The following is a 25,311-nucleotide window of genomic DNA, read 5'->3' as shown; positions in this document are numbered from 1 at the left end:
CGTTGCGACGGCTTCCGGCCGCTGTCAGTTCTGCCGGTCGATCAGTTCAGCCACGAACCGATCGATGAAGCCGTCGATTGATCCTTGACCCGCCGGTCGTATGACGAATTTAGTCAGCCCCGCATCGAGGTACGCATCGAGTTGGCGGTGCAGTTGGTCCCAGCCGACGGCTATCAGCTCGCCGGGATCGAGATCCGGGCGGCGCCGGCGGGCAGCTGCTGCCAGCTCGCCCGTCAACTCACCGTCGGCGACGGCCAACGAGATGCCGAAGTGATCGGGTTCGATGTGCCGACCAGCCTGCGCGGCGGCATGTTCGATCGCCTCGCGCCCCGCCCGCGCCTCGGGCGGCGTGAGGAAACTGCCCAACCAGCCATCGGCGAACGTGCCAATACGCCGGAACGCAGCCGGCGCCGAACCGCCCAACCAGATGTCAAGCGGAGGCACCGGCCGCGGTGCCACCGCCGACGCGCTCACCGTGAAGTACTTGCCGCGGTGGCCGACCGAATCCTCGACCAGCGCTGCGCGCAACACCCGCAGCGACTCATCGAATACGGCGGCGCGCTCACCATCGGGGACGACGAACACCTCACGCTCGGCCGCGATCGCCGAACGCAACCCGAACACGGGGAGAACCCGCCTCGGCGCGAGGGCCGCCAGCGACGCCAGCTGCTTGGCCACCAGCACCGGATGGCGCCCCGGCAGCACCGCCACTGAAGTGCCCACCTTCAAGCGTTCTGTCCGGGCCAGCGCGTAGGCCATACCGACCACCGGATCCACCGCAGGCGAGTACACCAACTCCGAGAACCACAGCGAGTCGATCCCGCTGGCCTCCAAGTGATCAACGATGTCGGCGAGCTGACCGGGACCGGTCTGCGCACCGAGCCCGACCCCGAAGCGAACCTTCACGGGCGTCTCCCTTCACGTTGTTGCGCGCGTGCCGATCTCAACGCGGCCGCAGGCCGATTTGTGCCCATGCGCCCGGAAGGTGCGGCGGATCAATCGGGAGTACCGTCACGGACGTGAGCTCCATTCGCTCGAGCACCGTCCCTGTCGATGTCCGCCAGCTCGGCACGGTCGACTACCAAGTGGCGTGGCAGCTGCAGCGGGAGCTGGCCAACGCCCGGGTCGCGGGCGGCACCGACACGCTGCTATTGCTCGAACACCCGTCGGTCTACACCGCCGGACGCCGCACGTGCGAGCAAGAACGACCATCGGACGGCACGCCGGTGATCGACACCGACCGGGGCGGCAAGATCACCTGGCACGGCCCCGGGCAGCTCGTCGGCTATCCGATCGTCGGCCTGGCCGAACCGCTCGATGTGGTGAATTACGTTCGGCGCATTGAGGAATCGCTGATCAAAGTCTGCACCGGGCTGGGTTTGGAAGTGGGCCGCGTCGACGGCCGTTCCGGCGTGTGGTTGCCGGCCGGCGGCGGTAGGCCTGCGCGCAAAGTCGCCGCCATCGGCGTGCGGGTCTCGCGGGCGACGGCGCTGCACGGGTTTGCGCTCAACTGCGACTGCGACCTGCACGCGTTCGAAAGCATCGTCCCGTGCGGCATCACCGACGCCGGGGTGACGTCGCTATCGGCCGAACTGGACCGCCGGGTCGGTGTCGACGACGTCCGCTCGGCGGTGGCCGACGCGGTGTGCGACGCCCTGGACGGCCGGCTCGCGGTTCACTGGGAGCCAACCCCGGCCCGCGTAGCATCGAGGTCGTGACCGTCACTCCCGAAGGTCGGAAGCTGCTGCGTCTGGAAGTGCGCAACGCGGAGACACCGATCGAGCGCAAGCCGCCGTGGATCAGGACCCGGCTGCGGATGGGGCCCGAGTACACCGAGCTGAAAAGCCTGGTCCGGCGTGAGGGTCTGCACACCGTCTGTGAGGAGGCCGGCTGCCCCAACATCTACGAATGTTGGGAAGACCGCGAAGCCACCTTCCTGATCGGCGGTGAGGTGTGCACCCGCCGTTGTGACTTCTGCCAGATCGACACCGGTAAGCCCGCCCCCTTAGACCGCGACGAACCACGACGGGTGGCCGAGAGTGTCCAGGCGATGAGCCTGCGGTATTCCACCGTCACCGGGGTGGCCCGCGACGACCTGCCCGATGGTGGCGCATGGCTGTATGCCGAGACCGTGCGCGCGATCAAGAGGCTCAATCCGTCCACCGGTGTCGAGCTGTTGATCCCCGATTTCAACGGCGAACCGGACCGGCTGCGGCAGGTCTTCGAGTCGCAGCCGGAAGTGTTGGCCCACAACGTCGAAACCGTGCCGCGCATCTTCAAGCGAATTCGCCCGGCGTTCTCCTATCGGCGCAGCCTCGGCGTGCTCACCGCGGCGCGGGAGTTCGGGTTGGTCACCAAAAGCAACCTGATTCTCGGGCTCGGCGAGTCGCAGGAGGAGGTACGCACCGCGCTGGCCGATCTGTGTGAAGCCGGGTGCGACATCGTCACCATCACCCAATACCTGCGCCCGTCGGCGCGGCATCATCCGGTCGAGCGCTGGGTCACGCCCGAACAGTTCGTCGAGCATTCGGACTACGCCGAGCACCTGGGATTTGCCGGGGTGCTGGCCGGGCCCCTGGTGCGTTCGTCATACCGTGCCGGGCGGCTCTACCAGCAGGCCAGCATGCGGAGGCAGGAGACGCGCACCGGGCCTCCGCGCTGAGCCGGACTTCCGTATTCTTGGCGGTTATGGCGAGACTCCGTAATGCCAACGCGACCAAGGCCGCCAGAGCCGAAGCGAAAGCGGCCCGCAAGGCGGCCGCCAAAGAGCGACGTAGTCAACTCTGGCAGGCGTTCAACATCCAGCGCCAAGAGGACAAGCGGCTGCTGCCGTACATGATCGGTGCGTTCGTGCTGATCGTGGGGGTGTCAGTGGCGGTCGGAGTGTGGTCCGGCGGGTTCACCATGGTCACGATGATCCCGCTGGGCGTGGTGCTGGGCGTGTTGGTGGCTTTCATCATTTTCGGTCGGCGTGCGCAGCGGTCGGTGTACCACAAGGCCGAGGGCCAAACCGGCGCCGCCGCCTGGGCGCTGGACAACCTGCGCGGCAAATGGCGCGTCACCCCTGGTGTGGCGGCCACCGGCCATTTCGACGCCGTGCACCGGGTGATCGGCCGACCCGGGGTCATCCTGGTCGCCGAGGGGTCGCCGGCGCGGCTCAAACCGCTGCTTGCCCAGGAGAAGAAACGCACCGCCCGACTGGTCGGCGATGTCCCGATCTACGACGTCATCATCGGCAACGGTGACGGAGAAGTTCCACTGGCAAAGCTCGAGCGCCACCTCACCCGGCTGCCCGCCAACATCACCGCCAAGCAGATGGACTCGTTGGAATCGCGGCTCAGCGCGCTGGGTTCCCGGGCCGGGACGGCCGCTATGCCCAAGGGCCCGCTGCCCGGCACCGCCAAAATGCGCGGCGTCCAGCGCACGGTCCGCCGCCGCTAGTTCGGCAATCAGAATCAGCGCGGCGACGATGCAGTGGGGGCACCCCCAGCCGCGCAGCGGCGAGGGGGACGCGCAGCGCGATGAGGAGAAGCCGGGCAATCACAGTCAGCGCCGCACCAGGGCGGTGCCGGTCAGGCGGTCCTGCATCCCGCGGCCGTCGACGTCGACGAACAGTGCGGGTATGACGAGTGCGATCATCACCCCGCGCACCGCGGCGCGGCCTAAGCCGACGTGCAATCGGTCGTCGACGGACGCCACCTGCATTCCCAGGGCGAACTGGCCAGGCGTGAACTCGAACAACCGGACGGCGAGCGCTCCGAGCACCAACCAGACCGCCAACACCGCCGAGGACAGCACTTGCACGGAGATGAGCCCGAGCGTCATACCGAGCGCAGCGATGCCGTACGCGAGCAACCAATCGACGAACAGCGCCGCCAACCGGCGGCCCAGGCGGGCCAGCGAACCCGGCCCGCGCTCGGGCAGGCCGAGCGTCTCACCCGGATATCCCTGCGGCTGCCCCGATTCGGCTGGCTCCTGACCAGATAGCCAGGGTCGGTTGCTGCGGGCCATAACCCCCACAATAAGGTGAGATCCGCCCAGACCCGGCGCCGATCCGCGCTGTCGCGTAACGTCGGTGCAACGCAGGGTTGACCCCAAGGCAACACCGCGTCCTATAGCGTCTGGTCGGGCGATCAGTTACAGCCACGTAAAGGAGAGCCCCTTCAGTGACCGCAGTAGATTCGAAGCTCGCAGCAAAGGAGAGCGCTTCGGTGTCCGAAAAAACGGCCGATGACATCATCAAACTCGCCAAGGACGAGCACGTCGAATTCGTCGACGTCCAGTTCTGTGACTTGCCGGGCATCATGCAGCACTTCACAATTCCGATCTCATTTTTCGACGCGGACATATTTGAGAACGGGATCGCCTTCGACGGCTCGTCGATTCGCGGCTTCCAGGCGATCCACGAATCCGACATGCTGCTGCTACCCGACCCGGACACCGCCCAGATCGACCTGTTCCGCCAAGCCAAGACGCTGAACCTCAACTTCTTCGTGCACGACCCGTTCACCCTCGAGCCGTACTCGCGCGACCCGCGCAACATCGCCCGCAAGGCCGAGAACTACTTGGTCAGCACCGGCATCGCCGACGCGGCGTACTTCGGCGCCGAGGCCGAGTTCTACATCTTCGACTCGGTCAGCTTCGACTCGCGCACCAACGGCTCGTTCTACGAGGTGGACGCGATCTCGGGTTGGTGGAACACCGGTGAGCCGTCCGAGAGTGACGGCAGCCCCAACCGCGGTTACAAGGTCCGCCCCAAGGGTGGCTATTTCCCGGTTGCTCCGGTCGACCACTACGTCGACCTGCGCGACAAGATGCTCCAAAACCTGATCACGGCCGGCTTCAGCCTGGAGAAGGGCCACCATGAGGTGGGTACCGGCGGTCAGGCCGAGATCAACTACAAGTTCAACACGCTGTTGCACGCGGCCGACGACCTGCAGCTCTACAAGTACATCGTCAAGAACACCGCGTGGGCCGAGGGCAAGACCGTCACGTTCATGCCCAAGCCGCTGTTCGGCGACAACGGCTCCGGTATGCACTGCCACCAGTCGTTGTGGAAAGACGGCAGCCCGCTGATGTACGACGAGACGGGCTACGCCGGTCTTTCGGACACCGCCCGCCACTACATCGGCGGCCTGCTGCACCATGCGCCGTCGCTGCTGGCCTTCACCAACCCGACGACGAACTCCTACAAGCGGTTGGTTCCCGGCTTCGAGGCCCCGATCAACCTGGTCTACAGCCAGCGCAACCGCTCGGCGTGCGTGCGCATCCCAATCACCGGCAGCAACCCGAAGGCCAAGCGGCTGGAGTTCCGTTGCCCCGACTCGTCGGGCAACCCGTATCTGGCGTTCTCGGCCATGCTGATGGCGGGCCTGGATGGCATCAAGAACAAGATCGAGCCGCAGACACCGGTGGACAAGGACCTCTACGAGCTGCCGCCGGAAGAGGCCGCGAATATCCCGCAGGCTCCTACCCAGCTGTCCGCGGTGATCGACCGCCTCGAGGCAGACCACGAATACCTCACCGAGGGAGGCGTTTTCACGCCCGACCTGATCGAGACGTGGATCAGCTTCAAGCGCGAGAACGAGATCCTGCCGGTCCAGATCCGGCCGCACCCCTACGAGTTCGCGCTCTACTACGACGTGTAACGCGGGCTAACTGTCGGCGGCTGGGGCGTGGCCCCGGCCGCACACGCGGCGATGTGGATATACGTACTTCGCCGCGACCTGCTCAAGATGCCACGACGCTTCTTTGCCGGTCGCTTTTTCCAGCCCGAGGAGCAGTTCACCGCCGAGGGTCACAAAGCCCATCAGTAGCTTCATGGCTCCATCCGGTTCGTCGGTGACGTTCTGCTCCAGGTGAACTGGTTGCCGGGGTCGCCGGTCCACGCCGTCATGACTTCAATCGCTCGGCGAACGTTCTCGCGCACAAGATTCTCGGTCCGATCCACCGACCAAGCGTCGCATCCCGGGCCGGCCGAGGCTATCCGATGCGCGCCTAGACTTTCGGTTATGGATTGCGGTTCCGGGCAAGAACACACGGGTGGTCTCGGACTGCTCCAGATCGAAGACTGCCTGGACGCCGAGGGCGGCGTCGCATTGCCCCCGGGCGTCACGCTGATCTCTCTGATCGACCGCAACATCGCCAAGGTCGGCGAGGCGACGGCGTATCGCTACCTGGACTACGCCCGCGCAGCCGACGTGCACACCGACGAAGTGACCTGGACCCAGTTCGGAGCGAGGCTGCAAGCCATCGGTGCGCGCGTGCAACAAGTCTCAGGTCGCGGCGAGCGGGTTGCGATCCTCGCGCCGCAGGGCATCGACTACGTTGCGGGTTTCTATGCGGCGATCAAGGCGGGAACCATCGCGGTGCCGTTGTTCGCTCCCGAATTGCCCGGGCACGCCGAACGTCTCAATACGGCGCTTCGCGACTCGGAGCCCACGGTCGTCCTCACCACAACGGCGGCAAAACAGGCGGTCGAGACCTTCTTGACCAACCTTTCCCATCGCCGCCGACCGCACGTCGTCGTCATCGATCAGATCCCGGATGCTGCGGGAGAACAGTTCGTCCCCACCGAACTCGGCATGGACGACGTTTCCCACCTGCAGTACACCTCGGGCTCAACCCGGCCGCCGGTCGGCGTGGAAGTCACCCATCGTGCGGTCGGTACCAACCTGGTACAGATGATCCTGTCGATCGACTTACTGGACCGAAACACCCAGGGCGTCAGTTGGTTACCGCTCTACCACGATATGGGTTTGTCGATGATCGGTTTCCCGGCGGTGTACGGCGGACACTCCACGCTGATGTCGCCGACGGCGTTCGTCCGAAGGCCACAGCGGTGGATTCATGCGTTGTCCACCGGCTCGCGAGAAGGCCGTGTCGTCACCGCCGCGCCGAACTTCGCCTACGAGTGGGCCGCGCAGCGTGGCCTGCCCGCGCAAGGCGACGACATCGATCTCAGCAACGTCGTGATGATCATCGGTTCCGAACCGGTCAGCATCGATGCGATCAGGACATTCAACAAAGCGTTTGCGCCCTATGGGTTACCGCGCACAGCGTTCAAGCCCTCGTACGGCATCGCGGAGGCGACGCTGCTCGTCGCGACCATCAGCCCGGGCGCTGAGGCGACGGTCGCGTATTTCGATCGCGAAGAACTGAGCACCGGCCATGCGGTTCGCGTCGCGGCGGATTCCCCGAACGCCGTGCCGCAGGTGTCGTGCGGCCAGGTGGCCCGCAGTCTGTGGGCCGTGATCGTCAACCCTGATACCGGCAACGAACTGCCAGATGGTGAAGTTGGCGAAATCTGGTTGCTAGGCAACAACATTGGTCGGGGCTACTGGGGGCTGCCCGACGAGACCCGCGCGACGTTCGGCGCCGAATTGGGATCGCGGCTCGGGCAAGGCAGCCACGCTGAGGGCTCGACCGTCCACCGCGCCTGGCTGCGGACCGGCGACCTCGGTGTCTATCTCGACGGTGAACTCTACGTCACCGGCCGGATCGCGGACCTGGTGACCATCGATGGCCGTGACCACTATCCGCAGGATATCGAGGCCACCGCCGCCGAGGCCTCGCCGGTGGTACGTCGTGGCTACGCGACGGCGTTCTCCGTGCCGGCCAACGAATCGCCGGGCCGTGAAGTCCTGGTGATCGTTGCCGAGCGTGCCGCGGGCACCAGCCGTGTCGATCCGCAACCGGCGATTGACGCGATCAGGCAGGCGGTGTTGCAGCGACACCGCCTGCGCGTCGGCGATGTGCTTTTGCTGCCGGCTGGCGCTATCCCCCGCACTACCAGCGGCAAGCTGGCCCGCCGGGCCTGCCGTTCCCAGTACCTCAACGGCGAACTGGGCGTGCGCTAGTCGAGGCGCACCGATCTTGACCACGCAGCGCCAACAATGCTAAGCAGGTGCTCAGCATCTAAGCGAAGGAAGGGATCAGATGACGCTGCAGACGGTTCTGGACGACATGCGCAAGCGCCCCGGCGCGGGGGAGGTCATTCCGGTCATCGATCCCGTAACCGAAGAGCAGATCACCGAATTCACCGACTGCGGAGAAGCAGCGGTCGACGAGGCCGTCGCGCGGGCGAAGGCTGCCTTCGAGTCTGGCGTCTGGTCTCAGCTGCCCGGTCGCGAGCGGGCCAAGGTGATGTGGCGCATCGCCGATCTGATCGACCAGCATGCCGATGAGTTCGCCGAGCTCGACTCGCTCAACACCGGCATGCCGTTAATGCAGGCACAGTTGCAGATTCCGACGTGCGCGGAGTTCTTCCGCTACTACGCCGGTTGGTGCACCAAGCTCAACGGCAGCGCGTATGACGTGAAAACCAGCGGCATTGCGTCAGACACCTATGTCGACATGCACGCCTACACCCTCAAGGAGCCCTTCGGGGTGGTTGGGCTGATCTTCCCCTGGAACGGCCCGATCTTCAACGCGAGCGCCAAGCTTGCGCCGGCGCTCGCCGCGGGCTGCAGCATACTGGTCAAACCCGCTGAAGAGACGCCACTTTCGGCATTTCTCCTCGACAAGCTCATCGCCGAGGCAGGTGTCCCGGACGGCGTCGTGAATCTGCTGACCGGCTACGGCCACACCGCGGGCGCGGCGATCACCGCGCATCCGGACGTCGAGAAGGTCGCCTTCACCGGGTCGACCGAGATCGGTAAGGAGATCGTGCGGGCCTCGGCCGGCAACCTGAAGAAGGTCATGCTGGAACTCGGCGGCAAGTCGCCGGTACTGATCTACGCCGACGCCGATCTGCGCAAGGCCATACCGATGGCGTCGATGGCTATTTTCGTGCATTCCGGCCAGGGCTGCGTGTGCGGATCACGCGTCTTCGTGCAGCGCGGTGTCTACGACCAGGTTGTGGAAGGCATTGCACTGGTGGCGAATTCGATCAAGCTGGGCGGCCCCAAGGAAGAGGGCTGCGTCAGCGGGCCGCTGATCAGTCAAAAGCAGCTCACTCGCGTCATGGGCTTCATCGACGAAGGACGCACCGATGGCGTCGAGGTGGTCACCGGCGGGCACCGGCTCGACCGGAAGGGCTACTTCGTCCACCCGACCGTGCTCACGAATGTCGACCGCGGGATGCGGCTGTACCAGCAGGAGATCTTCGGGCCGGTGGTCACGGTCCTGCCGTTCGACGACGATGACGAAGCGGTGACGATGGCCAACGACACTACCTATGGTCTGGCCGCGACAGCCTGGACGAATAACCTCAGCCGCGCCCATCGTCTGGCGAAGCGGCTGGAGGCCGGAACCGTAACGCTGAACTGCCAATTGGTCTTCGACCACACCGTGCCGTTCGGCGGTTACAAGCAGTCCGGTTGGGGCCACGAGTTCGGTCGCGAGGGTATCGAGGCTTACCTGAAGACGAAATCGGTCTGGGCCCAGCTTTAACCACGTAGACGCGTCGAAGGCCGTATCGTCGGCGCATGGCTCACAATCTGGAGGCACGGCTCAATTCGTATTGGCCGATCGCACTGACGGTTTTCCGAGTGGTGATTGGGCTGCTATTCCTCTGCCAGGGCCTGACCAAGGTGTTCGGTTGGCCTGACGCCGCACACAAGGCCGCTGTCGGCGAATGGCCGTACTACTACGCTGGATGGATCGAACTGGTCACCAGCCTGCTGATCATTGCCGGCCTGTTCACCCGGCCTGCGGCGTTCATTGCATGCGGCGAGATGGCGTTCGCCTACTTCACCCAGCACCTGCCGCACGGATTCTTCCCGATCACCAACGGCGGTGAGCTGGCGGTACTGTACTGCTTCGGCTTCTTGCTGTTGATCTTCGCCGGCGGCGGCCCCTACGCCCTGGACACCCGGCGCGGTCGCTGGCGCTCGGCAGGCGCACCTCGGCGGACGGGCTGGCGACGAAATCGCAGACCCCTCCGCCGCTGATTCGGCACTTACCGGACCGTCGCGAAGAACGCGCGGACGTCGTCGACGAATAGATCCGGCTGCTCGAATGCCGCGAAGTGCCCACCGCGCGGCATCGTCGACCAGTGCGTGATGTTGTAGGCGACTTCACACCAGCGTCGCGGGGTGCGCAGGATCTCCTTGGGAAATGCGGCGACACCGGTGGGTAGGTCGACACGGCCATCCGTGGCGAAGTCGTTGAAGCTCTCCCAGTAAAGGCGCGCTGAGGATGCGCCGCTGCCGGTGGTCCAATAAACCATCACGTTGTCGAGCAGTTCATCGCGGCTGAGCGCGTTTTCGGGATGCCCGTCGCAGTCCGTCCACGCCCAGAACTTCTCGACGATCCAGGCCAGTTGTCCCATCGGCGAGTCGACGAGCCCATAACCCAGCGTCTGTGGCCGGGTGGATTGCTGCTTGGAATAGCCGGTTCCCCATTTGCGGTGCTCGACGAATTCCACCAGCGCTTGTTGCTCGTCCTCGGTGAGCTGCCCGCCGGAATCCTTCCCAGGCCTGGCGATCGGCATGTTCAGATGGATCGCGATGCAGTGGCCACGGTTGCGGCCGATTTGCGTCGTGACGGCCGCGCCCCAGTCGCCACCCTGTGCGCCGTAGTGGTCATAGCCAAGCCGGGACATGAGCGTGTCCCAGGCCCGCGCGATCTTCTCGACGCCCCATCCGGTCCGAGCGGGCTTGCCCGAGAACCCGTACCCGGGAAGCGACGGGCACACCACATGGAAGGCATCCTCGGCGCGTCCCGACGCCGGATTGACCAGCGGCTCGATCACCTTCTGAAACTCCACGATCGATCCCGGCCAGCCATGGGTGATCACCAACGGCAAAGCGTCCTCATGCGGCGATCGCTGGTGAATGAAATGAATATCGAGGCCGTCGATCTCGGTGGTGAACTGATCGAATCGGTTCAACGCGGCTTCGCGCGACCGCCAGTCGTAACCGTCAGCCCAGTACGCCGCCAGTTCACGGGTGTAGGCCAGGGGTATGCCCTGGCTCCAGTCATCGACACACTCGGCTTCCGGCCAGCGGGTGTGCGCCAAGCGGGCCTGCAGATCATCGAGAACTTCGGATGGGACATCGATGCGAAACGGCTTGAGTTCGGACATACCGTTCATAGTGCAGGCAACGGTGTGCGCCAGGTGTCAGCGGGCGGGCAGATGATCCCGCAGACCCGACGTTAGCCCAGAATCCGCCGACGCCGCGGCGTCAGAGAATGCGCCGAGGCGACCGGCCCATGTAGTAGCCGGCCGGGAAGGACATCTCGATCACTCGAAGCTGGTCGTTGGCTTTCGACTCGAGCTCGAGGACCACGCAGCTCTCGTCGAAAGCCTTCGACTCGAGGACTGTGTAATGCTGGCCGCCACCGTGGACATCGGTTATTGGGTCACCTGAGCGCAATGCCTCTACCGGCACTAATTCGGGGTTTCCGTGTAACTCCACCCCAGACACGTTATGCCAAACCAGCGGGCGACGGAACGGTTTCACTACCACCGGCCGCCTCACCCGTCGAGCGCGAGGTCCTTGCGGAACTTCTTCATGCCGTCCACCTTCTCGGCCAGCGTGGCATCCGGTCCGGCGTAGAACATCCACGGCATGGTGAGGATGCCGGTGATGCCGGCATCCTCAGCGCGCTGGTAGTCGGCGACGGTGATGGCGTCGGTCAACGGTGTGAGGATAGTGAAATCATCCATGGCCAAACCATTTTCGACCCGAAGCTCACGCAACCGGGCTGCGGCCGCGATCGCGCGGTCGGTCTTGATCAGGTCGCCGATCCAGCCGTCGTGGCGGGCCGCGCGGCGCAGCGCGGTCTCACTGAGCCCGCCGACATAGACCGGTATCCGCGGTGGCGTCGGCTCCATCTCCAATCTCGGAGTCTGATAGAACGCGCCGTCGAACTCCGTCCAGTCCGGCGACCACAGCGCCCGCATCAGCTCGAGCATCTCGTCGGTGCGTTTACCCCGGTCCGCGAAGTGCTGCTGCATCAATTCGAACTCGTCGGCGCACCAGCCGACGCCAACACCGAGCTCCACCCGCCCGTCGGCCAGATACGCCGCGGTGCCGATGGCTTTCGCCGCCGAATAGGGGTTGCGCATCGCCGGGATATAGACCGTGGTGACGAATCTCAGTCGCGTCGTGACCTGGGCAAGCGCGCCGACCAGCACCCACGGGTCAGGCCACTCGGTGAACGGCGGCCAGCGTCGCTGCCCGTCTTTGGTGTAGGGGTACGGGGTGCCCAGGGTCTCCAGGTTGACGATGTGGTCGGGGATCCCGATGCCGTCGTAACCCAGGTCGTCGGCGGCCTTTGCGACCTCCACGATCTCTCGGGTATTCAGGTATGCGCTGCTGATGTAGAACTTCATCCGGCGTCCCGCGCCCACACCGGCCTGATGAAAATTCCTTCCGCTTCGACGGTGATGCCCTCGGCGTCGGAAAGATGGCCGGACACAAAGGATTTGACTCCTTCGGTGCGCTCGACGCCAGCTTCGGCGCGAAGTCTGCCCAACGGAGTGCCGCGCACAAATCGCAGGGTGAGGGTTCCGGTGAACAGCGGTTTGGTCAGGCCCTGACTCGCAGCTTCGCCGAGTACGTGGTCGAGCATCAACGCACACACGCCGCCGTGCACCAATCCGGGCGGGCCCTCGAAGACAGCGCCGAGGCTGAACTCGCTCCAGCACCGGCTGCCGTCACCCTCGTGGTGGATGGTCAGCGGCGGGGCGAGCGGGTTGCGCAGGCCGATCACCGCGTTGCTCCAGACCACGGGCCGCCCGCCGACCGCATAGCGCACCACCTGCACGTCATCACGCTGCCTGCTGCGCAAGGCCTTCGTCGCCGCCTGGATCGCGGTCCGCGCGATGCTGACGGCGTCCTGGTCGGCCTCGGTGCGAACGGTGGCGTCGATGAGCTCGCGCACCGCGTCGGTCAGCGGACCGTACAGCCCGGCGAGCCGGTCGTGCTCGTCGGCGCTCATCACCTCGTGAGGTATCTCCACCGAAACCCGCCTCCTGACGCTAGTGGCGGGCGTACTGGACTAGCCGGCCTATCCGTCTTTACTAACACCGAGGTGCGCGGCGGAGTGCAGCCGGGGCTGGCTCATTCGTCGAACACTTTGTGCACGACAGCTTTTGCGCGGCGGGTCACCCGTAGGTAGTTGTCCAGGAATTCGCCGCCGTCGCCGTTCTTTTCCCAACCGGCAGCGACCGCGACGGTGTTGAGCTGGCGTCCGGGTCCCGGTAGCTGGTCGGTCGCCTTACCCCGAACCAGTACCAGCGCGTTGCGAGCCCGAGTCACCGTCAGCCAGGCCTGCCGCAGCAGGTCGGCGTCCTCGGCGGAGATCAAATCGGCCGCGACGATGGCGTCCAGGCTCTCCAGCGTGGAGGTGTTGTGCAGGGCCTGGATCTCGTCGGCATATCGCAGCTGGAGCAGCTGCACCGTCCACTCGATGTCAGCCAGGCCTCCACGCCCGAGCTTGGTGTGGGTCGCAGGGTCGGCGCCGCGCGGTAGCCGCTCGGAGTCCACCCGGGCCTTCATGCGCCGGATTTCGAGAACCGCCTCTGCGGACACACCACCGTCGGGGTAACGCGTCTTGTCGGCCATCAGCAGGAATCGCTGGCCGAGATCGGCGTCACCGGCGATCGCGTCCGCCCGGAGCAACGCCTGGATTTCCCAGGGCTGCGCCCATTGGTCGTAGTAAGCGGCGTATGACGCCAGCGTGCGGACCAGTGGACCACTGCGGCCCTCGGGCCGCAGGTTGGCGTCGATCTCCAACGGCGGATCCGCGCTTGCGGTGCCCAACAGCGCCCGAACCTGCTCGGCCACCGACGCCGCCCAGCGCACCGCCGCCGAATCCTCAACGCCCGCGGCCGATTCGCAGACGAACAGCACGTCGGCGTCGGATCCGTAGCCCAGCTCGCGGCCGCCGAGCCGGCCCATCCCGATCACCGCAATGGCAGCCGGGGCGCCACCCCCATCGGGAAGGTTGGCGCGGATCACCGCGTTCAGGGCGGCCTGCAGCACCGCGACCCACACCGAGGTAAGCGCGGCGCAGACTTCGGTGACCTCGAGCATCCCGAGCAGATCGGCTGAGGCGACCCGGGCCAGCTCACGCCGACGCAGCGAGCGGGCGACGGCGATGGCGCGGACCGGGTCGGTTTGCCGGCCCGCCGAGGCCACCAACGCACCGGCCACCGTCTCGGGGTCGACATCCAGTAGCTTCGGCCCGGACGGCCCATCGCCGTATTGCTGAATGATCTCCGGTGCCCGCATCAGCAGGTCCGGCACGTACGCCGAGGTGCCGAGCACATGCATCAGCCGCTTGGCTACCGCCGGCTTGTCCCGCAGCGTGGACAAGTACCAGCGGTGCACGATCATCACTTCGCTGATCCGGCGGTAGGCCAGTAGCCCGCTGTCCGGGTCAGGGTTGTCGGACAACCAGTCCAACAGCCGGGGCAGCAGCACCGATTGCACGCGACCGCGACGGCCGCTCTGGTTGATCAGCGCGGACAGGTGGGTCAGCGCGCTCTGCGGAGCGTCGTAGCCAAGGGCGGCCAGCTGGCGCTCTGCGGCGGCGGGCGTCATGCCGTGGGAGAACTCCAGGCCTTCCGGCGCGAGCGATTCCAGCAGCGGTTGATAGAACAGCTTGGCGTGTAGCCGCGACACCCGCAGGTTGTGGCGTTTCAGCTCTTCGCGCAGCACCCCGAGCGCGTCGTGGCTCCCGTCGGGCCGGACGTGGGCCGCACGCGCCAACCAGCGCAGCGCCTCGTCGTCGTCGAAGGCCGGCAACATATGGGTGCGTTTGAGGCGCTGCAACTGCAGCCGGTGTTCCAACAGCCGAAGGAACTCGTAGGAGGCGGTCAGGTTGGCCGTGTCGTCCCGCCCGACGTAGCCACCGGCCCCGAGTGCGGCCAGCGCGTCCACCGTGGACGCCACATGCAGCGACTCGTCGGTGCGACCCTGCACCAGTTGCAGCAGCTGCACCGCGAACTCGACGTCACGCAGGCCGCCGCTGCCGAGTTTGATCTCGCGACTTCGGACATCGGCCGGCACCAGCTGCTCGACCCGCCGCCGCATCGCCTGAACCTCGCTGACGAAGTGTTCACGCTCGCATGCGGTCCACACCATCGGCATCAACGCGGCTATGTATCGCTTCCCCAACTCGGCGTCGCCGACGGCCGGCCGGGCTTTCAGCAGCGCCTGAAACTCCCAGGTCTTGGCCCACTGCTGGTAATAGGCGATATGCGAGTCCAGGGTGCGAACCAGCTCGCCGTGGCGGCCCTCCGGGCGCAGCGCGGCGTCCACCTGGAAAAAGGCCTCCGACGCCAGCCGCATCATCTCGCCGGCCACCCGGGTGGATACCGCGTCGGCGTGCTCGGCGACGAAGATCACGTCGACGTCGCTGACGTAGTTCAGCTCGCGGGCCCCGCATTTGCCCATCGCGATGACCGCCAGCAGGGGTGGTGTGGCGTCGCCGCAGACGGTGGCCTCGGCCAGGGTTAGGGCACCCGTCAATGCGGCGTCCGCGATGTCGGTCAAGTGGGCGCCGACGGCGCTGAAGGACAGCACCGGCTCGTTTTCGACTGTCGGCGCCAAGTCCAGCGCGGCCAGCACCAGCACCCGGTTGCGGTAGAGGATGCGTAGCCGCGACACCATCGAGCCTGGGCTACTTGACGATTCCGCGACACACTCGGTGAAGGCGTCCCGCAATTGCTCGGCGGACGGCAGCTTGACGTTGCCCCGCAGCAGATGCCACGCCTGCGGATTGGCGACCAGGTGATCTCCCAAAGCGAGCGACGACCCGAGCACGGCGAACAGCCGGCCGCGCAGGCCGCGGTCGCTGGCCAGTGCCGCATTGAGCTCGTCCCAGTCGTCACCGAGCGCTTCGACCAACCGGACCATCGCGCACAGTGCAGCGTCGGCATCCGGTGCGCGCGACAGTGACCACAGCAGGCCGACATGCGCTTCGGTATTCCAGCCGAGCTTCGCCAAGTTGGCGCCCGCACGCTCGTCGACCAACCCGAGCCGACCGAGGCTGGGAATTTTCGGCCGCTCCGTCACGGGTTGCTTCACGTCCACGACGGTAGCGCAGATCCCCTGGGACTTGGCTATGCCCTTCAGCCAGCGCTGCAAAGAAACCTATAGGGAACGGTTATAGAGACGGTTATAGAGACAAATAAGTCTTCAGCTCGAACGGCGTTACGTGTCTGCGGTAATTCGCCCACTCCGTGTGCTTGTTGCGCAGGAAGAAGTCGAAAACATGCTCTCCCAAAGCTTCTGCGACGAGCTCGGAGCTCTCCATGGCGCGAAGCGCTTCATCCAGGCCGGTCGGCAGCTCGCGGTAGCCCATCGCGCGGCGTTCCTCGGGCGTGAGGTCCCAGACGTTGTCTTCTGCTTGCGGGCCCAAGACGTAGTTCTTCTCCACGCCGCGCAGCCCGGCCGCCAGCAGCACGGCGAACGCCAGGTAGGGGTTACAGGCCGAGTCGGGGCTACGCACCTCGATACGTCGCGAAGAGGTCTTGTGTGGGCTGTACATCGGAATACGGACCAACGCCGACCGGTTGGCTGCCCCCCACGACGCCGCGGTGGGTGCCTCACCGCCCAGCACCAGCCGCTTGTAGGAGTTGACCCATTGGTTGGTAACCGCACTGATCTCGCTTGCGTGCTCGAGGATCCCGGCGATGAACGACTTGGCAACATCGGAGAGTTGCAACGGATCGTCGGGGCTGTGGAATGCGTTGACCTCGCCTTCGAACAGGCTCATATGGGTATGCATGGCCGAGCCGGGGTACTCCCCGAATGGCTTGGGCATAAACGTCGCCCGCATCCCCTCTTCCAGCGCGACCTCTTTGATGACATAGCGGAACGTCATGACGTTGTCGGCCATCGACAGCGCGTCCGCGAAGCGCAAATCGATCTCTTGCTGACCGGGCGCGCCTTCATGGTGGCTGAACTCCACCGAGATGCCCATGAATTCCAGGGCGTCAATCGCATGACGGCGAAAGTTAGAGGCGGTATGCACCGCCTGGTCGAAGTAGCCGGCGTTGTCGGCCGGAACGGGCATCGACCCGTCCTCCGGACCGGGTTCCAGCAGGAAGAACTCGATCTCGGGATGCACGTAGCACGAGAAGCCGAGGTCGTTGGCTTTGCCCAGCTGGCGCCGCAGCACGTGCCGCGGGTCGGCCCACGACGGCGAGCCGTCGGGCATCGTGATGTCACAAAACATCCGCGCCGAATGGTGGTGGCCGGAACGGGTCGTCCAGGGCAGCACCTGGAAGGTCGACGGGTCGGGATGAGCCACGGTGTCGGACTCCGAGACCCGGGCAAACCCCTCGATGGACGATCCGTCGAAGCCGATGCCTTCCTCGAAGGCGCCCTCAAGCTCGGCCGGCGCGATCGCGACCGACTTAAGGAAACCGAGCACATCGGTAAACCACAACCGGACGAACCGGATATCCCGTTCCTCCAGCGTGCGGAGCACGAATTCCTTTTGTCGATCCATGACTTGAACAGTATGCATCGACCGTTAAATCTGTGTTACCGCTGCGACCTAGCACCGTAAGTTTCCTGGTGCGACCCCGTCGACCAGGTAGCTAGTCACCGCGTTGTCGACGCATTGGTCACCGTTGAACACCACGGTGTGTTGTGTGCCCTCATAGGTGATCAGCGGGGCGCCGAGCTCGCGCGCCAGGTCCACCCCGGCCTGATAGGGGGTGGCCGGGTCGTGGGTGGTGGACACGACAACGACTTTGCCCGGAGCAACCGGCGCTGCCGGTGCCGGCGACGACGTCGCGGGCACCGGCCACAGCGCGCACAGGTCACGCGGCGCATACCCGGTGAACTGTCCGTAGGACAGGAACGGCGCGACTTGGCGCATCCGGCGGTCGGCGTCCACCCAGGCCGCTGGGTCTTTCGGCGCGGGTGCGTCGACGCAGCGGACCGAGTTGAACGCGTCCTGCGAGTTGTCGTAGTGCCCTTTGTCGTTGCGGCCGTAATATTCGTCGGCCAGCATCAGCAGGTCACCGGGATCGGTACCTCGCGTCAGACCGAGCAGTCCGCTGGTCAGGAATTTCCAGAACTGCGGCGTGTAGAGCGCGTTGATGGTGCCCATGGTCGCGTCTGCATAACTCAGTCCGCGTGGATCCGACGTCCGGGCGGGTTTGCTCACCAGCGGGTCGACCAGCTGGTGGAAGCGGTTGCCCCATTGGTTGGGGTCGTTGCCCAGCGGGCAGTCCGACGAGCGAGCGCAATCCGCCGCGTAATCGTTGAACGCCGTCTGAAACCCGGCCTGCTGGTTGATGTTCTCGTCGATCGGGCCCACGCTCGGGTCGATCGCACCGTCCAACACCATCGCCCGAACGTGCTCGCCGAACCGCTCGACGTAGGCGGTCCCCAATTCCGTGCCGTAGCTGAATCCGAGATAGTTGATTTGGTCGTCGCCCAGCGCCTGCCGCACCACGTCCATGTCACGTGCGACGGACGCTGTCCCGATGTTCTCCAAGAACGCCGGCCCATTCCGGGTGAGGCAACGCTGGGCCAGCTGCCGATACACCTCTTCGATGTGTGCCACGCCCGCCGGGCTGTAGTCGACCATCGGTTCGCGCCGGTAGGCGTCGAAATCCGCGTCGGTCTGGCAACGCAGCGCCGGCGTGGAGTGGCCGACGCCGCGGGGGTCGAATCCCACCAGATCGAAGCGGCGGCTGATCTCGGAGTCCGCCAGCTGTGCTCCCAGCGCGGCGACCATGTCGACCGCCGAGGCCCCGGGCCCACCAGGATTGACCAGCAGCGCTCCGATCCGCGGACCAGTCGCCGGAATTCGGATTACCGCGAGCTCAGCTTGGGCGCCACCCGGGTTGCCGTAGTCGACGGGGACCGGAACGGTGGTGCACTGCGCGCTGGGAACGTCGTCGGGGTGACTGAGTAACAGTCCGCAGCTGCCCCAACTCAATTGCGGCGCCGACGACGGCTGCGGCACCGCCGAACTCGGCGTTGGGCCGGCATCGGATTCCGGCGTCGCGCTTGCTAACGGCGTCGTTGCCACGGCTGCCACTATCGGGAACCCCAACGAAAGCAACGCACAGAACAACCGTCTCATGCGCCACATGGCTGCCAATCGTCCCACGCATCGGCCACGGGTAATGATCCCCAATGGTCACACCTTGGTCTCGTTATCTCCTGCGCGCCCGTTATCTCTTGCGCGCGCCTAACATTTCGCGCCATTCGCCGGCACCGCGCCGCCGACGAGGTATGCCGTCGCATAGTCGTCGACACAGCTGTTGCCCTGGAAGACCACCGTGTGCTGGGTGCCGTGGAAGGTGAGTAGCGAACCGTGCAGCTCATTCGCCAAGTCGACGCCGGCTTGATACGGCGTCGCCGGGTCCCCGGTGGTCGACACCACCAGGGTCGGCGCCAGACCGGGAGCAGAGATGGCGTGCGGCTTACTGGTCGGCGGCACCGGCCAGAACGCACAGGTGCCCAATGGGGCGTCGCCGGTGAAGTTCCCGTAGCTCATGAACGGTGCAACCTGGCGCGAGCGGCGGTCTTCGTCGGTGACCTTGGCGCGATCCTTGACCGGCGGCTCGTCGACGCAGTTGATCGCCACCCTGGCATCGGTGGCGTCGGTGTAATGACCGTGCTTGTCGCGGCGCATGTACAGGTCGGCCAGCTCAAGCAGGGTATCGCCGCGGTGGCCGGCCAGCTCGGTCAATCCCTCGGTCAAGTGATGCCAGAAGGTCGGCGAGTACAGCGCCATGATTGTGCCCACGATGGCGTCGCTGTAGCTCAGGCCGCGTGGATCTGTGGTGCGTGCCGGCCTGCCGATCAGGGGGTTGTTCTTGTCGACGAGCGGGTTGACCAAGCTGTGGTACGCGTCAACGGCTTTGGCCGGGTCGGTGCCCAGCGGACAGTTCGGAGACTTGGCGCAGTCTTTCGCATAGTCGTTGAACGCGTCCTGAAAGCCCTTGGCTTGCCGCAGATCTGCTTCGATGGAGTCGGCATTCGGGTCCACCGCACCGTCCAGGATCATCGCGCGGACGTTCTTCGGGTAGGCCTCGGCATAAGCAGCGCCGATTCGGGTGCCATACGAGTAGCCCAAGAATGTCAGCTTGCTGTCGCCCAATGCCTCGCGGATGGCGTCCATATCCCGGGCGACGCTGACAGTTCCGACGTTCGCGAGAAATTTCTTGCCCATCTTGTCGACGCAACGGCGGACGAAGGCCTTGGTCTCGGCTTCAATCTGCGCCACCCCCGCCGGGCTGTAGTCGACCTGCGGCAAGGTGCGCAGCCGGTCGTTGTCGGCGTCGGAGTTGCACCAAATCGCCGGCCGCGAAGCCGCCACCCCGCGTGGATCAAACCCGACCAGGTCGAACCGCTCTCGAACCCGCGGCGACATCGACTGCAGAAGGCCCAAGGCAGCCTCGATGCCGGACTCGCCGGGTCCGCCGGGATTGATGAGCAGCGACCCGATTTTGTTTCGAGTCGCCGGAAACTTGATCAGTGCCAGTGTCGTGGCATCACCGTCGGGGCGCCGGTAGTCGACGGGTACGGCAAGCTTGCCGCACTCGGCACCCCCTGGGAGCTTGATCACCGAGGTACCGCCGCCGCCGGTGACACGACACGGTCCCCACTCCACCGGCTGACCGATTCTTGGCCCAGACAGCACCGCACGACCACTGACGATGTGGGTGCAACTGGCCACAGTCGCCACGACGACTGCCATCGCGGTCCAGATCAGCATCGTGCGCGCGATCTTGCCGCGGCGAGGGATCCCCATGCCCACCTATGCTGCCATGCGCTGACGCATGGCCCCGGCAACCGGGCGCTCTACCGGGTCGCGAGCAGCAGTTCTTCCACCCCGACCGCGAAGTCGTCGGCCAACTCCCACAGGTCCGGCACCAGCTCCCGGCAGGCGATGAGGCCCACGTCCAGTTTGCCGTTCAACGACATCACGGTGACGTTCAGACCCGAGCCGTGGAAGATCGGACCCAGCGGATACATCGCCTTGACCTCGTTGCCCAGCAGATACAGCGACGTCTGCGGACCCGGCACGTTGGAAACCACCAGGTTGTGCACCGGCCGGCTCTTGGTCAGGCTGGTGCGGGCGTAGGCCCGCATCGCCATACCGAACACCGCCGGTGCGGCGAACTGCGACCAGTCCTGCAGCAGTGAGGCGCTGATCGCCGAACTATGTTCCTTGGCAACCGAATTCGCTTCAGCGATGGACTTGAGCCGCTCAGCCGGGTCAGCGATCTGGGTTTCCAACCGGGAGAACATTCCCGAAACCTGGTTGCGCCCAGGGCGATCGGACCGTCCGTGTACCGATACCGGCACCATCGCCACCAACGACGAATCCGGCAGCTCACCACGGTCGAGCAAAAATTGCCGCAGCACGCCGGACACCAGCGCCATCACCACGTCGTTGACCTTGACGTCGAAATGGCTCTTGACGGTCTTGACGTCGTCGAGATCCAGTTGCGCGTAGGCGACGTTGCGGTGTGCGGTGATGCTGGCGTTGAAGGTCGTCGGTGGCGCCGCGAACGGAGCAGCCATCGTCAGCCCGCTACGCGCCCGCAGCACTGTCTTGACCACCGACTCCACGGTTTTCGGCAGCACATTGGCCAGGTGCAGCGGCCGGGATGCGAACTTCGCAAAACCGGTGACCGCGATCTGGAGTTGATTGGCGTCGCCGACTCCCTCTACCGGTTCGGGTGGCGGTGCGTCGGCTTCGGTACTGCACAGCTGCGACATCAAATTTGCACCGGTCACACCGTCGACGCACGCGTGATGCACTTTGGTCATCACCGCCAGACGGCCACCTTGCTGGGCATCGGTGCCGGCGACCCCTTCGATGACCCACATCTCCCACAACGGCCGCGTGCGGTCCAGCGGCAAAGAGGCGATATGACCGCAGATCTCGGACAGCTCGTTCCGCCCACCGGGTGGCGGCAGGCCGATGCGGTGCAGATGCCGACTCACGTCGAAGTTGTTGTCGTCCACCCAGACCGGATGATCGAGGTTCAGCGGGCTGTCCGCGAGCTTCTCGCGGAACTGCGGCATGGCCTTGATCCGGACCGCCAACTCGTCGCGGAGCCGATCAAAGGTGTAGCCGCCCGGCATCGTGGACGTGTCGAGATCGAGAATCGAACAGACATGTAGCGGCTGCGATTGGGTCTCCAAGTACAGAAAACTGGCGTCGAGCCCGCTAAGCCGCTGCATGCGCCGATGGTATGTCTGGGACCGGACGGCGGAGCGGGAATGGTTGCGATGGGTCTTGGTGTGAGGAAGTCCACTGGAGCGGATGTGCACTTCCGCGGCGACAGGTGGCAGACTGGCACCGTCAGACGAACCCGGGGACCCGCAGGGCCACGAGGATCGACCCCACCAGAACTAGGGACAATGATGTCTGAGCACGCTGTTTACGGCGCTACCGCACCGCGGACCAAGGTCCGTGTCCATCACCTGCAGAAGATGAAGGCCGAAGGCCACAAGTGGGCCATGCTGACGGCTTACGACTATTCAACCGCCCGAATCTTCGACGAAGCGGGCATCCCGGTACTGCTGGTCGGCGACTCGGCCGCCAACGTCGTCTACGGCTATGACACCACGGTGCCGATCTCGATCGACGAGCTGATTCCGCTGGTGCGCGGCGTGGTGCGGGGCGCACCACACGCTCTGGTGGTGGCCGACTTGCCGTTCGGTAGCTACGAGGCCGGACCAGCCGCCGCGCTCAGCGCCGCGACTCGATTCATGAAGGAAGCCGGCGCGCATGCGGTCAAGCTGGAAGGCGGCGAACGAGTCGCTGAGCAGATCGCTACCCTGACCGCCGCCGGTATTCCGGTGATGGCCCATATCGGCTTCACCCCGCAAAGCGTCAACGCCCTGGGCGGTTTCCGGGTGCAGGGCCGCGGTGACGCCGCCGAACAGACCATCGCCGACGCGATCGCCGTTGCCGAGGCCGGTGCGTTCTCCGTCGTCATGGAGATGGTGCCGGCCGAGCTTGCCACCCAGATCACCGGCAAGCTGACCATTCCCACTGTCGGCATCGGCGCCGGACCCAATTGCGACGCCCAAGTGCTGGTTTGGCAGGACATGGCCGGGCTCACCAGCGGCAAGACGGCCCGGTTCGTCAAGCGGTTCGGCGACGTCGCGGGCGAATTGCACCGCGCGGCAACCCAGTACGCGGAGGAAGTGGCCGCTGGGACGTTTCCCGCCGACGAACACAGCTTTTAAAACGCCGGTTCTTGGGGAACGCTAAAGAAACATGCGACAGAGGATTCACTAGAAGCGACGATGCCTGACAACGCCCCGAGTCCGTCGCGTTATCTAGAGGTAGAGCGCAAGTTCGACGTCGGCGAGTCCACGAGCTCGCCATCATTCGGCGGTCTGGCCGACATTCTCCGGGTCGAGCGGCTCCCGACTCAGTCACTGGACGCCGTGTACTTCGACACGCCGGCGCGTGATCTGGCGTCCAGACGAATCACGTTGCGCCGTCGCACCGGCGGCGTCGATGCCGGTTGGCACCTGAAGCTGCCGGCCGGACCCGACGCCCGCACCGAGGTTCGCGCACCGCTGGATACCGCGAACGACAGCGAGGAAGACATCCAGGAAGAAGTGCCGACCCAGCTGGTGGACGTGGTGCTGGCAATTGTTCGGAACCGCCCACTGAGGCCGGTCGCGCGGATAACCACCACTCGGTATGTCCACGAGCTCTACGGCGCCGACGACGCGGTGCTGGCTGAATTCGCCGACGACCATGTCACCGCGTCGAGGGCCGCCACCCCCAATGCACCCGAAGTCGAGCAGCGGTGGCGGGAGTGGGAGCTCGAACTCGCTCAGCCCGCGGCGAACACCGAGCTGATGGCCAAGCTAGGCGATCGACTGCTTGGCGCCGGTGCGGCGCCCGCAGGACACGGCTCCAAGCTGGCGCGGGTGCTCGGCACGACTCCGAACGACCTGGCTGCCCGCACCGCCGACCCGCTACATCGGGCAGTCGCCGAGCAGCTCGACGAGCTGCTGGTGTGGGACCGCGCGGTGCGCGCCGAGGCCGACGACGCCGTGCACCAGATGCGGGTGACGACCCGCAAGATCCGCAGCCTGCTACAAGCGTCGCCCAATTCGTTCGCTCTGCCCGATGACCTCCTCGACGAGCTGCGCGAGCTGGCCAATGTGTTGGGCGAAGCCCGCGACGCCGAAGTACTTGCGGGGCACTATCGCAGTGCCCTGGACGGCTTGCCGCCGGAGCTGGTCCGCGGACCCGTCCGGGAACGATTGATCGACGGCGCCGAAGAACGCTGTCGGACCGGGTTACGGCATTCTTTGGCCTCGTTGCGCTCACCGCGGTATTTCCGTCTGCTCGACGCCTTGGAGGCGGTGGTCGCGAAAGCCCCGCCAGCCGAACAGGAGCCCGACCCGGTGACCGCCGCCAGCAAGAAGGTGCACAAGGCCGCCAAGGCCGCACAACGGGCTGGCGACCAAGATCGCGACGACGCGATACACCGAATTCGCAAGCGTGCCAAGCGACTTCGCTACACAGCTGCGGCGACGGGCGCGACGAAGGTATCGAAGCGGGCGAAAAAAATACAGTCGTTGCTCGGAGACCACCAGGACAGCGTGGTCAGCCGCGCGCACCTACTGCAGCAGGCCGAGGCCGCACACGCCGCAGGCGAGGACACATTCACCTATGGGCTGCTCTACCAGCAGGAGAACGACTTGGCGCACGAACGCCGCCAGCACCTCCGGCCAGCGCTGCGCAAGCTCTTTAAATCGGTGCGCAAGCTGTCGAGCTGAGCCGGCAGGGCGGGCGAGCTGGCCTGTAAGCCGGTGATTGTTATCTGGGCGTTTAGCACTTCGAGCTGTGTTGGTAGCGCTGAATATGCCCAGGTCACGGCGTTGGTTGTGTTGGCCAGTAATGGGCGTCGCTAAATCTGCTGCGGACGGACTGCGGACGGAACCGAACTCGCCCTAGTCCGCGTCTGAGTAGGTATTCGGGCCGCCTCGTTGTCTCCTCGGACCGGGCTGGATCGTCAACGGGCGTTGCGCGCTTCCGCGCGCCGCACAATTCGCAGTAATAAGTCGGCCAACTGGACGACTTCCACCGCCTCTACTGGATCATTATTTGCAACGTGGAATGATGCGCAGAATCTCGAGGGATCGGCGCGCTTAGTGCTGGCTTCCGGGGTGCGTCAGCGACATCCATCCCAAATTCAGCCGAACCACTCGAATACGACGGGCTCGAATATGCGGCATTACCGGTATCCTTGAATCCCATTGCCGTATGGGCACTTTCGGTGCCGAATAATGCCGGGCGCTTCTTCTTCGACGCTGCAGGAGTTCGATGCCGACTTGGTCGACATCGCTAATGTTCGTGGAGAACTAGCTGTGGTGTCTCAGGACATTGGTG

The 25,311-nt window shown here is 65.4% G+C and carries 21 protein-coding genes; 9 read left to right on the top strand and 12 right to left on the bottom strand.

Annotated elements, in window-relative coordinates; translation table 11 throughout:
* Nucleotides 1-24: 24 nt before the first annotated feature.
* A complete protein-coding gene (locus ACLQI9_RS04555; protein WP_442378137.1) occupies nt 25-906 on the bottom strand; it encodes a TIGR03854 family LLM class F420-dependent oxidoreductase in 882 nt (293 codons plus the stop codon).
* 113 nt (nt 907-1,019) lie between these two features.
* Here ACLQI9_RS04555 and lipB point away from each other — a divergent pair, with 113 nt between their 5' ends.
* Genes lipB through ACLQI9_RS04540 form a run of 3 tightly spaced genes read left to right on the top strand, consistent with a single transcriptional unit; the run spans nt 1,020 to nt 3,441 of the window.
* Nucleotides 1,020-1,718 carry a lipoyl(octanoyl) transferase LipB gene (gene lipB / locus ACLQI9_RS04550; protein WP_442378136.1) on the top strand — a complete coding sequence of 233 codons (699 nt, stop codon included), beginning with the start codon at nt 1,020-1,022 and terminating at the stop codon, nt 1,716-1,718.
* Complete coding sequence (lipA, locus tag ACLQI9_RS04545; protein ID WP_442378135.1) at nt 1,715-2,662, top strand: lipoyl synthase; 948 nt, start codon at nt 1,715-1,717, stop codon at nt 2,660-2,662. Before lipB ends, lipA begins: the two co-directional genes overlap by 4 nt.
* Nucleotides 2,663-2,688: 26 nt before the next feature.
* Entirely contained in the window at nt 2,689-3,441 is a 753-nt protein-coding gene (locus ACLQI9_RS04540) for a DUF4191 domain-containing protein (RefSeq protein WP_442378134.1), read from the top strand.
* A gap of 105 nt (nt 3,442-3,546) precedes the next feature.
* On the opposite strand, the gene ACLQI9_RS04535 is transcribed toward ACLQI9_RS04540, so the two are convergent.
* Entirely contained in the window at nt 3,547-4,011 is a 465-nt protein-coding gene (locus ACLQI9_RS04535; protein ID WP_442378133.1) for an RDD family protein, read from the bottom strand.
* A gap of 200 nt (nt 4,012-4,211) precedes the next feature.
* On the opposite strand from ACLQI9_RS04535, the gene glnA reads away from it, so the two are divergent.
* A complete protein-coding gene (gene glnA, locus ACLQI9_RS04530) occupies nt 4,212-5,648 on the top strand; it encodes a type I glutamate--ammonia ligase (RefSeq protein WP_442391180.1) in 1,437 nt (478 codons plus the stop codon).
* Between the two features lie 6 nt (nt 5,649-5,654).
* On the opposite strand, the gene ACLQI9_RS04525 is transcribed toward glnA, so the two are convergent.
* Nucleotides 5,655-5,888: a hypothetical protein gene (locus ACLQI9_RS04525; protein ID WP_442391177.1), complete on the bottom strand. Its 234-nt coding sequence runs from the start codon at nt 5,886-5,888 to the stop codon at nt 5,655-5,657.
* Nucleotides 5,889-6,011: 123 nt separating this feature from the next.
* Between ACLQI9_RS04525 and ACLQI9_RS04520 the strand changes: the two genes are divergently transcribed.
* The 3 genes from ACLQI9_RS04520 (at nt 6,012) to ACLQI9_RS04510 (ending at nt 9,893) form a co-directional block, all read left to right on the top strand.
* Nucleotides 6,012-7,859 carry a fatty acyl-AMP ligase gene (locus ACLQI9_RS04520; protein WP_442380675.1) on the top strand — a complete coding sequence of 616 codons (1,848 nt, stop codon included), beginning with the start codon at nt 6,012-6,014 and terminating at the stop codon, nt 7,857-7,859.
* A gap of 79 nt (nt 7,860-7,938) precedes the next feature.
* Nucleotides 7,939-9,393 carry an aldehyde dehydrogenase family protein gene (locus ACLQI9_RS04515; protein WP_442380677.1) on the top strand — a complete coding sequence of 485 codons (1,455 nt, stop codon included), beginning with the start codon at nt 7,939-7,941 and terminating at the stop codon, nt 9,391-9,393.
* A 35-nt stretch (nt 9,394-9,428) separates the two neighbouring features.
* Nucleotides 9,429-9,893 (top strand): DoxX family protein, encoded by a 465-nt coding sequence (locus ACLQI9_RS04510; RefSeq protein ID WP_442380679.1) that lies wholly within the window; start codon nt 9,429-9,431, stop codon nt 9,891-9,893.
* A gap of 8 nt (nt 9,894-9,901) precedes the next feature.
* Here ACLQI9_RS04510 and ACLQI9_RS04505 read toward each other — a convergent pair whose 3' ends face one another.
* The 9 genes from ACLQI9_RS04505 to ACLQI9_RS04465 form a co-directional block, all read right to left on the bottom strand.
* The gene (locus tag ACLQI9_RS04505; protein ID WP_442380681.1) at nt 9,902-11,029 is read right to left on the bottom strand and encodes an epoxide hydrolase family protein; all 1,128 of its coding nucleotides are present in this window, start codon (nt 11,027-11,029) and stop codon (nt 9,902-9,904) included.
* 100 nt (nt 11,030-11,129) lie between these two features.
* Nucleotides 11,130-11,363 (bottom strand): hypothetical protein, encoded by a 234-nt coding sequence (locus tag ACLQI9_RS04500; RefSeq protein ID WP_442380683.1) that lies wholly within the window; start codon nt 11,361-11,363, stop codon nt 11,130-11,132.
* A 59-nt stretch (nt 11,364-11,422) separates the two neighbouring features.
* Nucleotides 11,423-12,283, bottom strand: coding sequence for a TIGR03619 family F420-dependent LLM class oxidoreductase (locus ACLQI9_RS04495; protein ID WP_442380684.1), 861 nt, complete (start codon nt 12,281-12,283; stop codon nt 11,423-11,425).
* The gene (locus ACLQI9_RS04490; RefSeq protein WP_442380699.1) at nt 12,280-12,891 is read right to left on the bottom strand and encodes a PaaI family thioesterase; all 612 of its coding nucleotides are present in this window, start codon (nt 12,889-12,891) and stop codon (nt 12,280-12,282) included. The genes ACLQI9_RS04495 and ACLQI9_RS04490 overlap by 4 nt, the downstream gene beginning before the upstream one ends.
* Nucleotides 12,892-13,013: 122 nt before the next feature.
* Complete coding sequence (locus tag ACLQI9_RS04485; protein ID WP_442391175.1) at nt 13,014-15,992, bottom strand: bifunctional [glutamine synthetase] adenylyltransferase/[glutamine synthetase]-adenylyl-L-tyrosine phosphorylase; 2,979 nt, start codon at nt 15,990-15,992, stop codon at nt 13,014-13,016.
* Nucleotides 15,993-16,077: 85 nt separating this feature from the next.
* Nucleotides 16,078-17,415: a glutamine synthetase family protein gene (locus ACLQI9_RS04480; RefSeq protein WP_442380688.1), complete on the bottom strand. Its 1,338-nt coding sequence runs from the start codon at nt 17,413-17,415 to the stop codon at nt 16,078-16,080.
* Between the two features lie 48 nt (nt 17,416-17,463).
* On the bottom strand, nt 17,464-19,026 hold the full coding sequence (locus ACLQI9_RS04475) for an alpha/beta hydrolase (protein ID WP_442380701.1): 1,563 nt from the start codon (nt 19,024-19,026) through the stop codon (nt 17,464-17,466).
* Between the two features lie 90 nt (nt 19,027-19,116).
* The gene (locus tag ACLQI9_RS04470; protein ID WP_442380690.1) at nt 19,117-20,691 is read right to left on the bottom strand and encodes an alpha/beta hydrolase; all 1,575 of its coding nucleotides are present in this window, start codon (nt 20,689-20,691) and stop codon (nt 19,117-19,119) included.
* Nucleotides 20,692-20,735: 44 nt separating this feature from the next.
* Nucleotides 20,736-22,127: a WS/DGAT/MGAT family O-acyltransferase gene (locus ACLQI9_RS04465; RefSeq protein ID WP_442380691.1), complete on the bottom strand. Its 1,392-nt coding sequence runs from the start codon at nt 22,125-22,127 to the stop codon at nt 20,736-20,738.
* Nucleotides 22,128-22,310: 183 nt separating this feature from the next.
* On the opposite strand from ACLQI9_RS04465, the gene panB reads away from it, so the two are divergent.
* Complete coding sequence (gene panB / locus ACLQI9_RS04460; RefSeq protein ID WP_442380693.1) at nt 22,311-23,141, top strand: 3-methyl-2-oxobutanoate hydroxymethyltransferase; 831 nt, start codon at nt 22,311-22,313, stop codon at nt 23,139-23,141.
* A 60-nt stretch (nt 23,142-23,201) separates the two neighbouring features.
* Complete coding sequence (locus ACLQI9_RS04455; protein WP_442380695.1) at nt 23,202-24,698, top strand: CYTH and CHAD domain-containing protein; 1,497 nt, start codon at nt 23,202-23,204, stop codon at nt 24,696-24,698.
* Nucleotides 24,699-25,311 lie beyond the last annotated feature (613 nt).

This window comes from Mycobacterium sp. (genome assembly GCF_052143115.1).
In the GTDB taxonomy this organism is placed as follows: Bacteria; Actinomycetota; Actinomycetes; order Mycobacteriales; family Mycobacteriaceae; genus Mycobacterium.
Note: the sequence above shows the minus strand (reverse complement) of the source record. Positions and strands in the feature narration are given on the sequence as shown.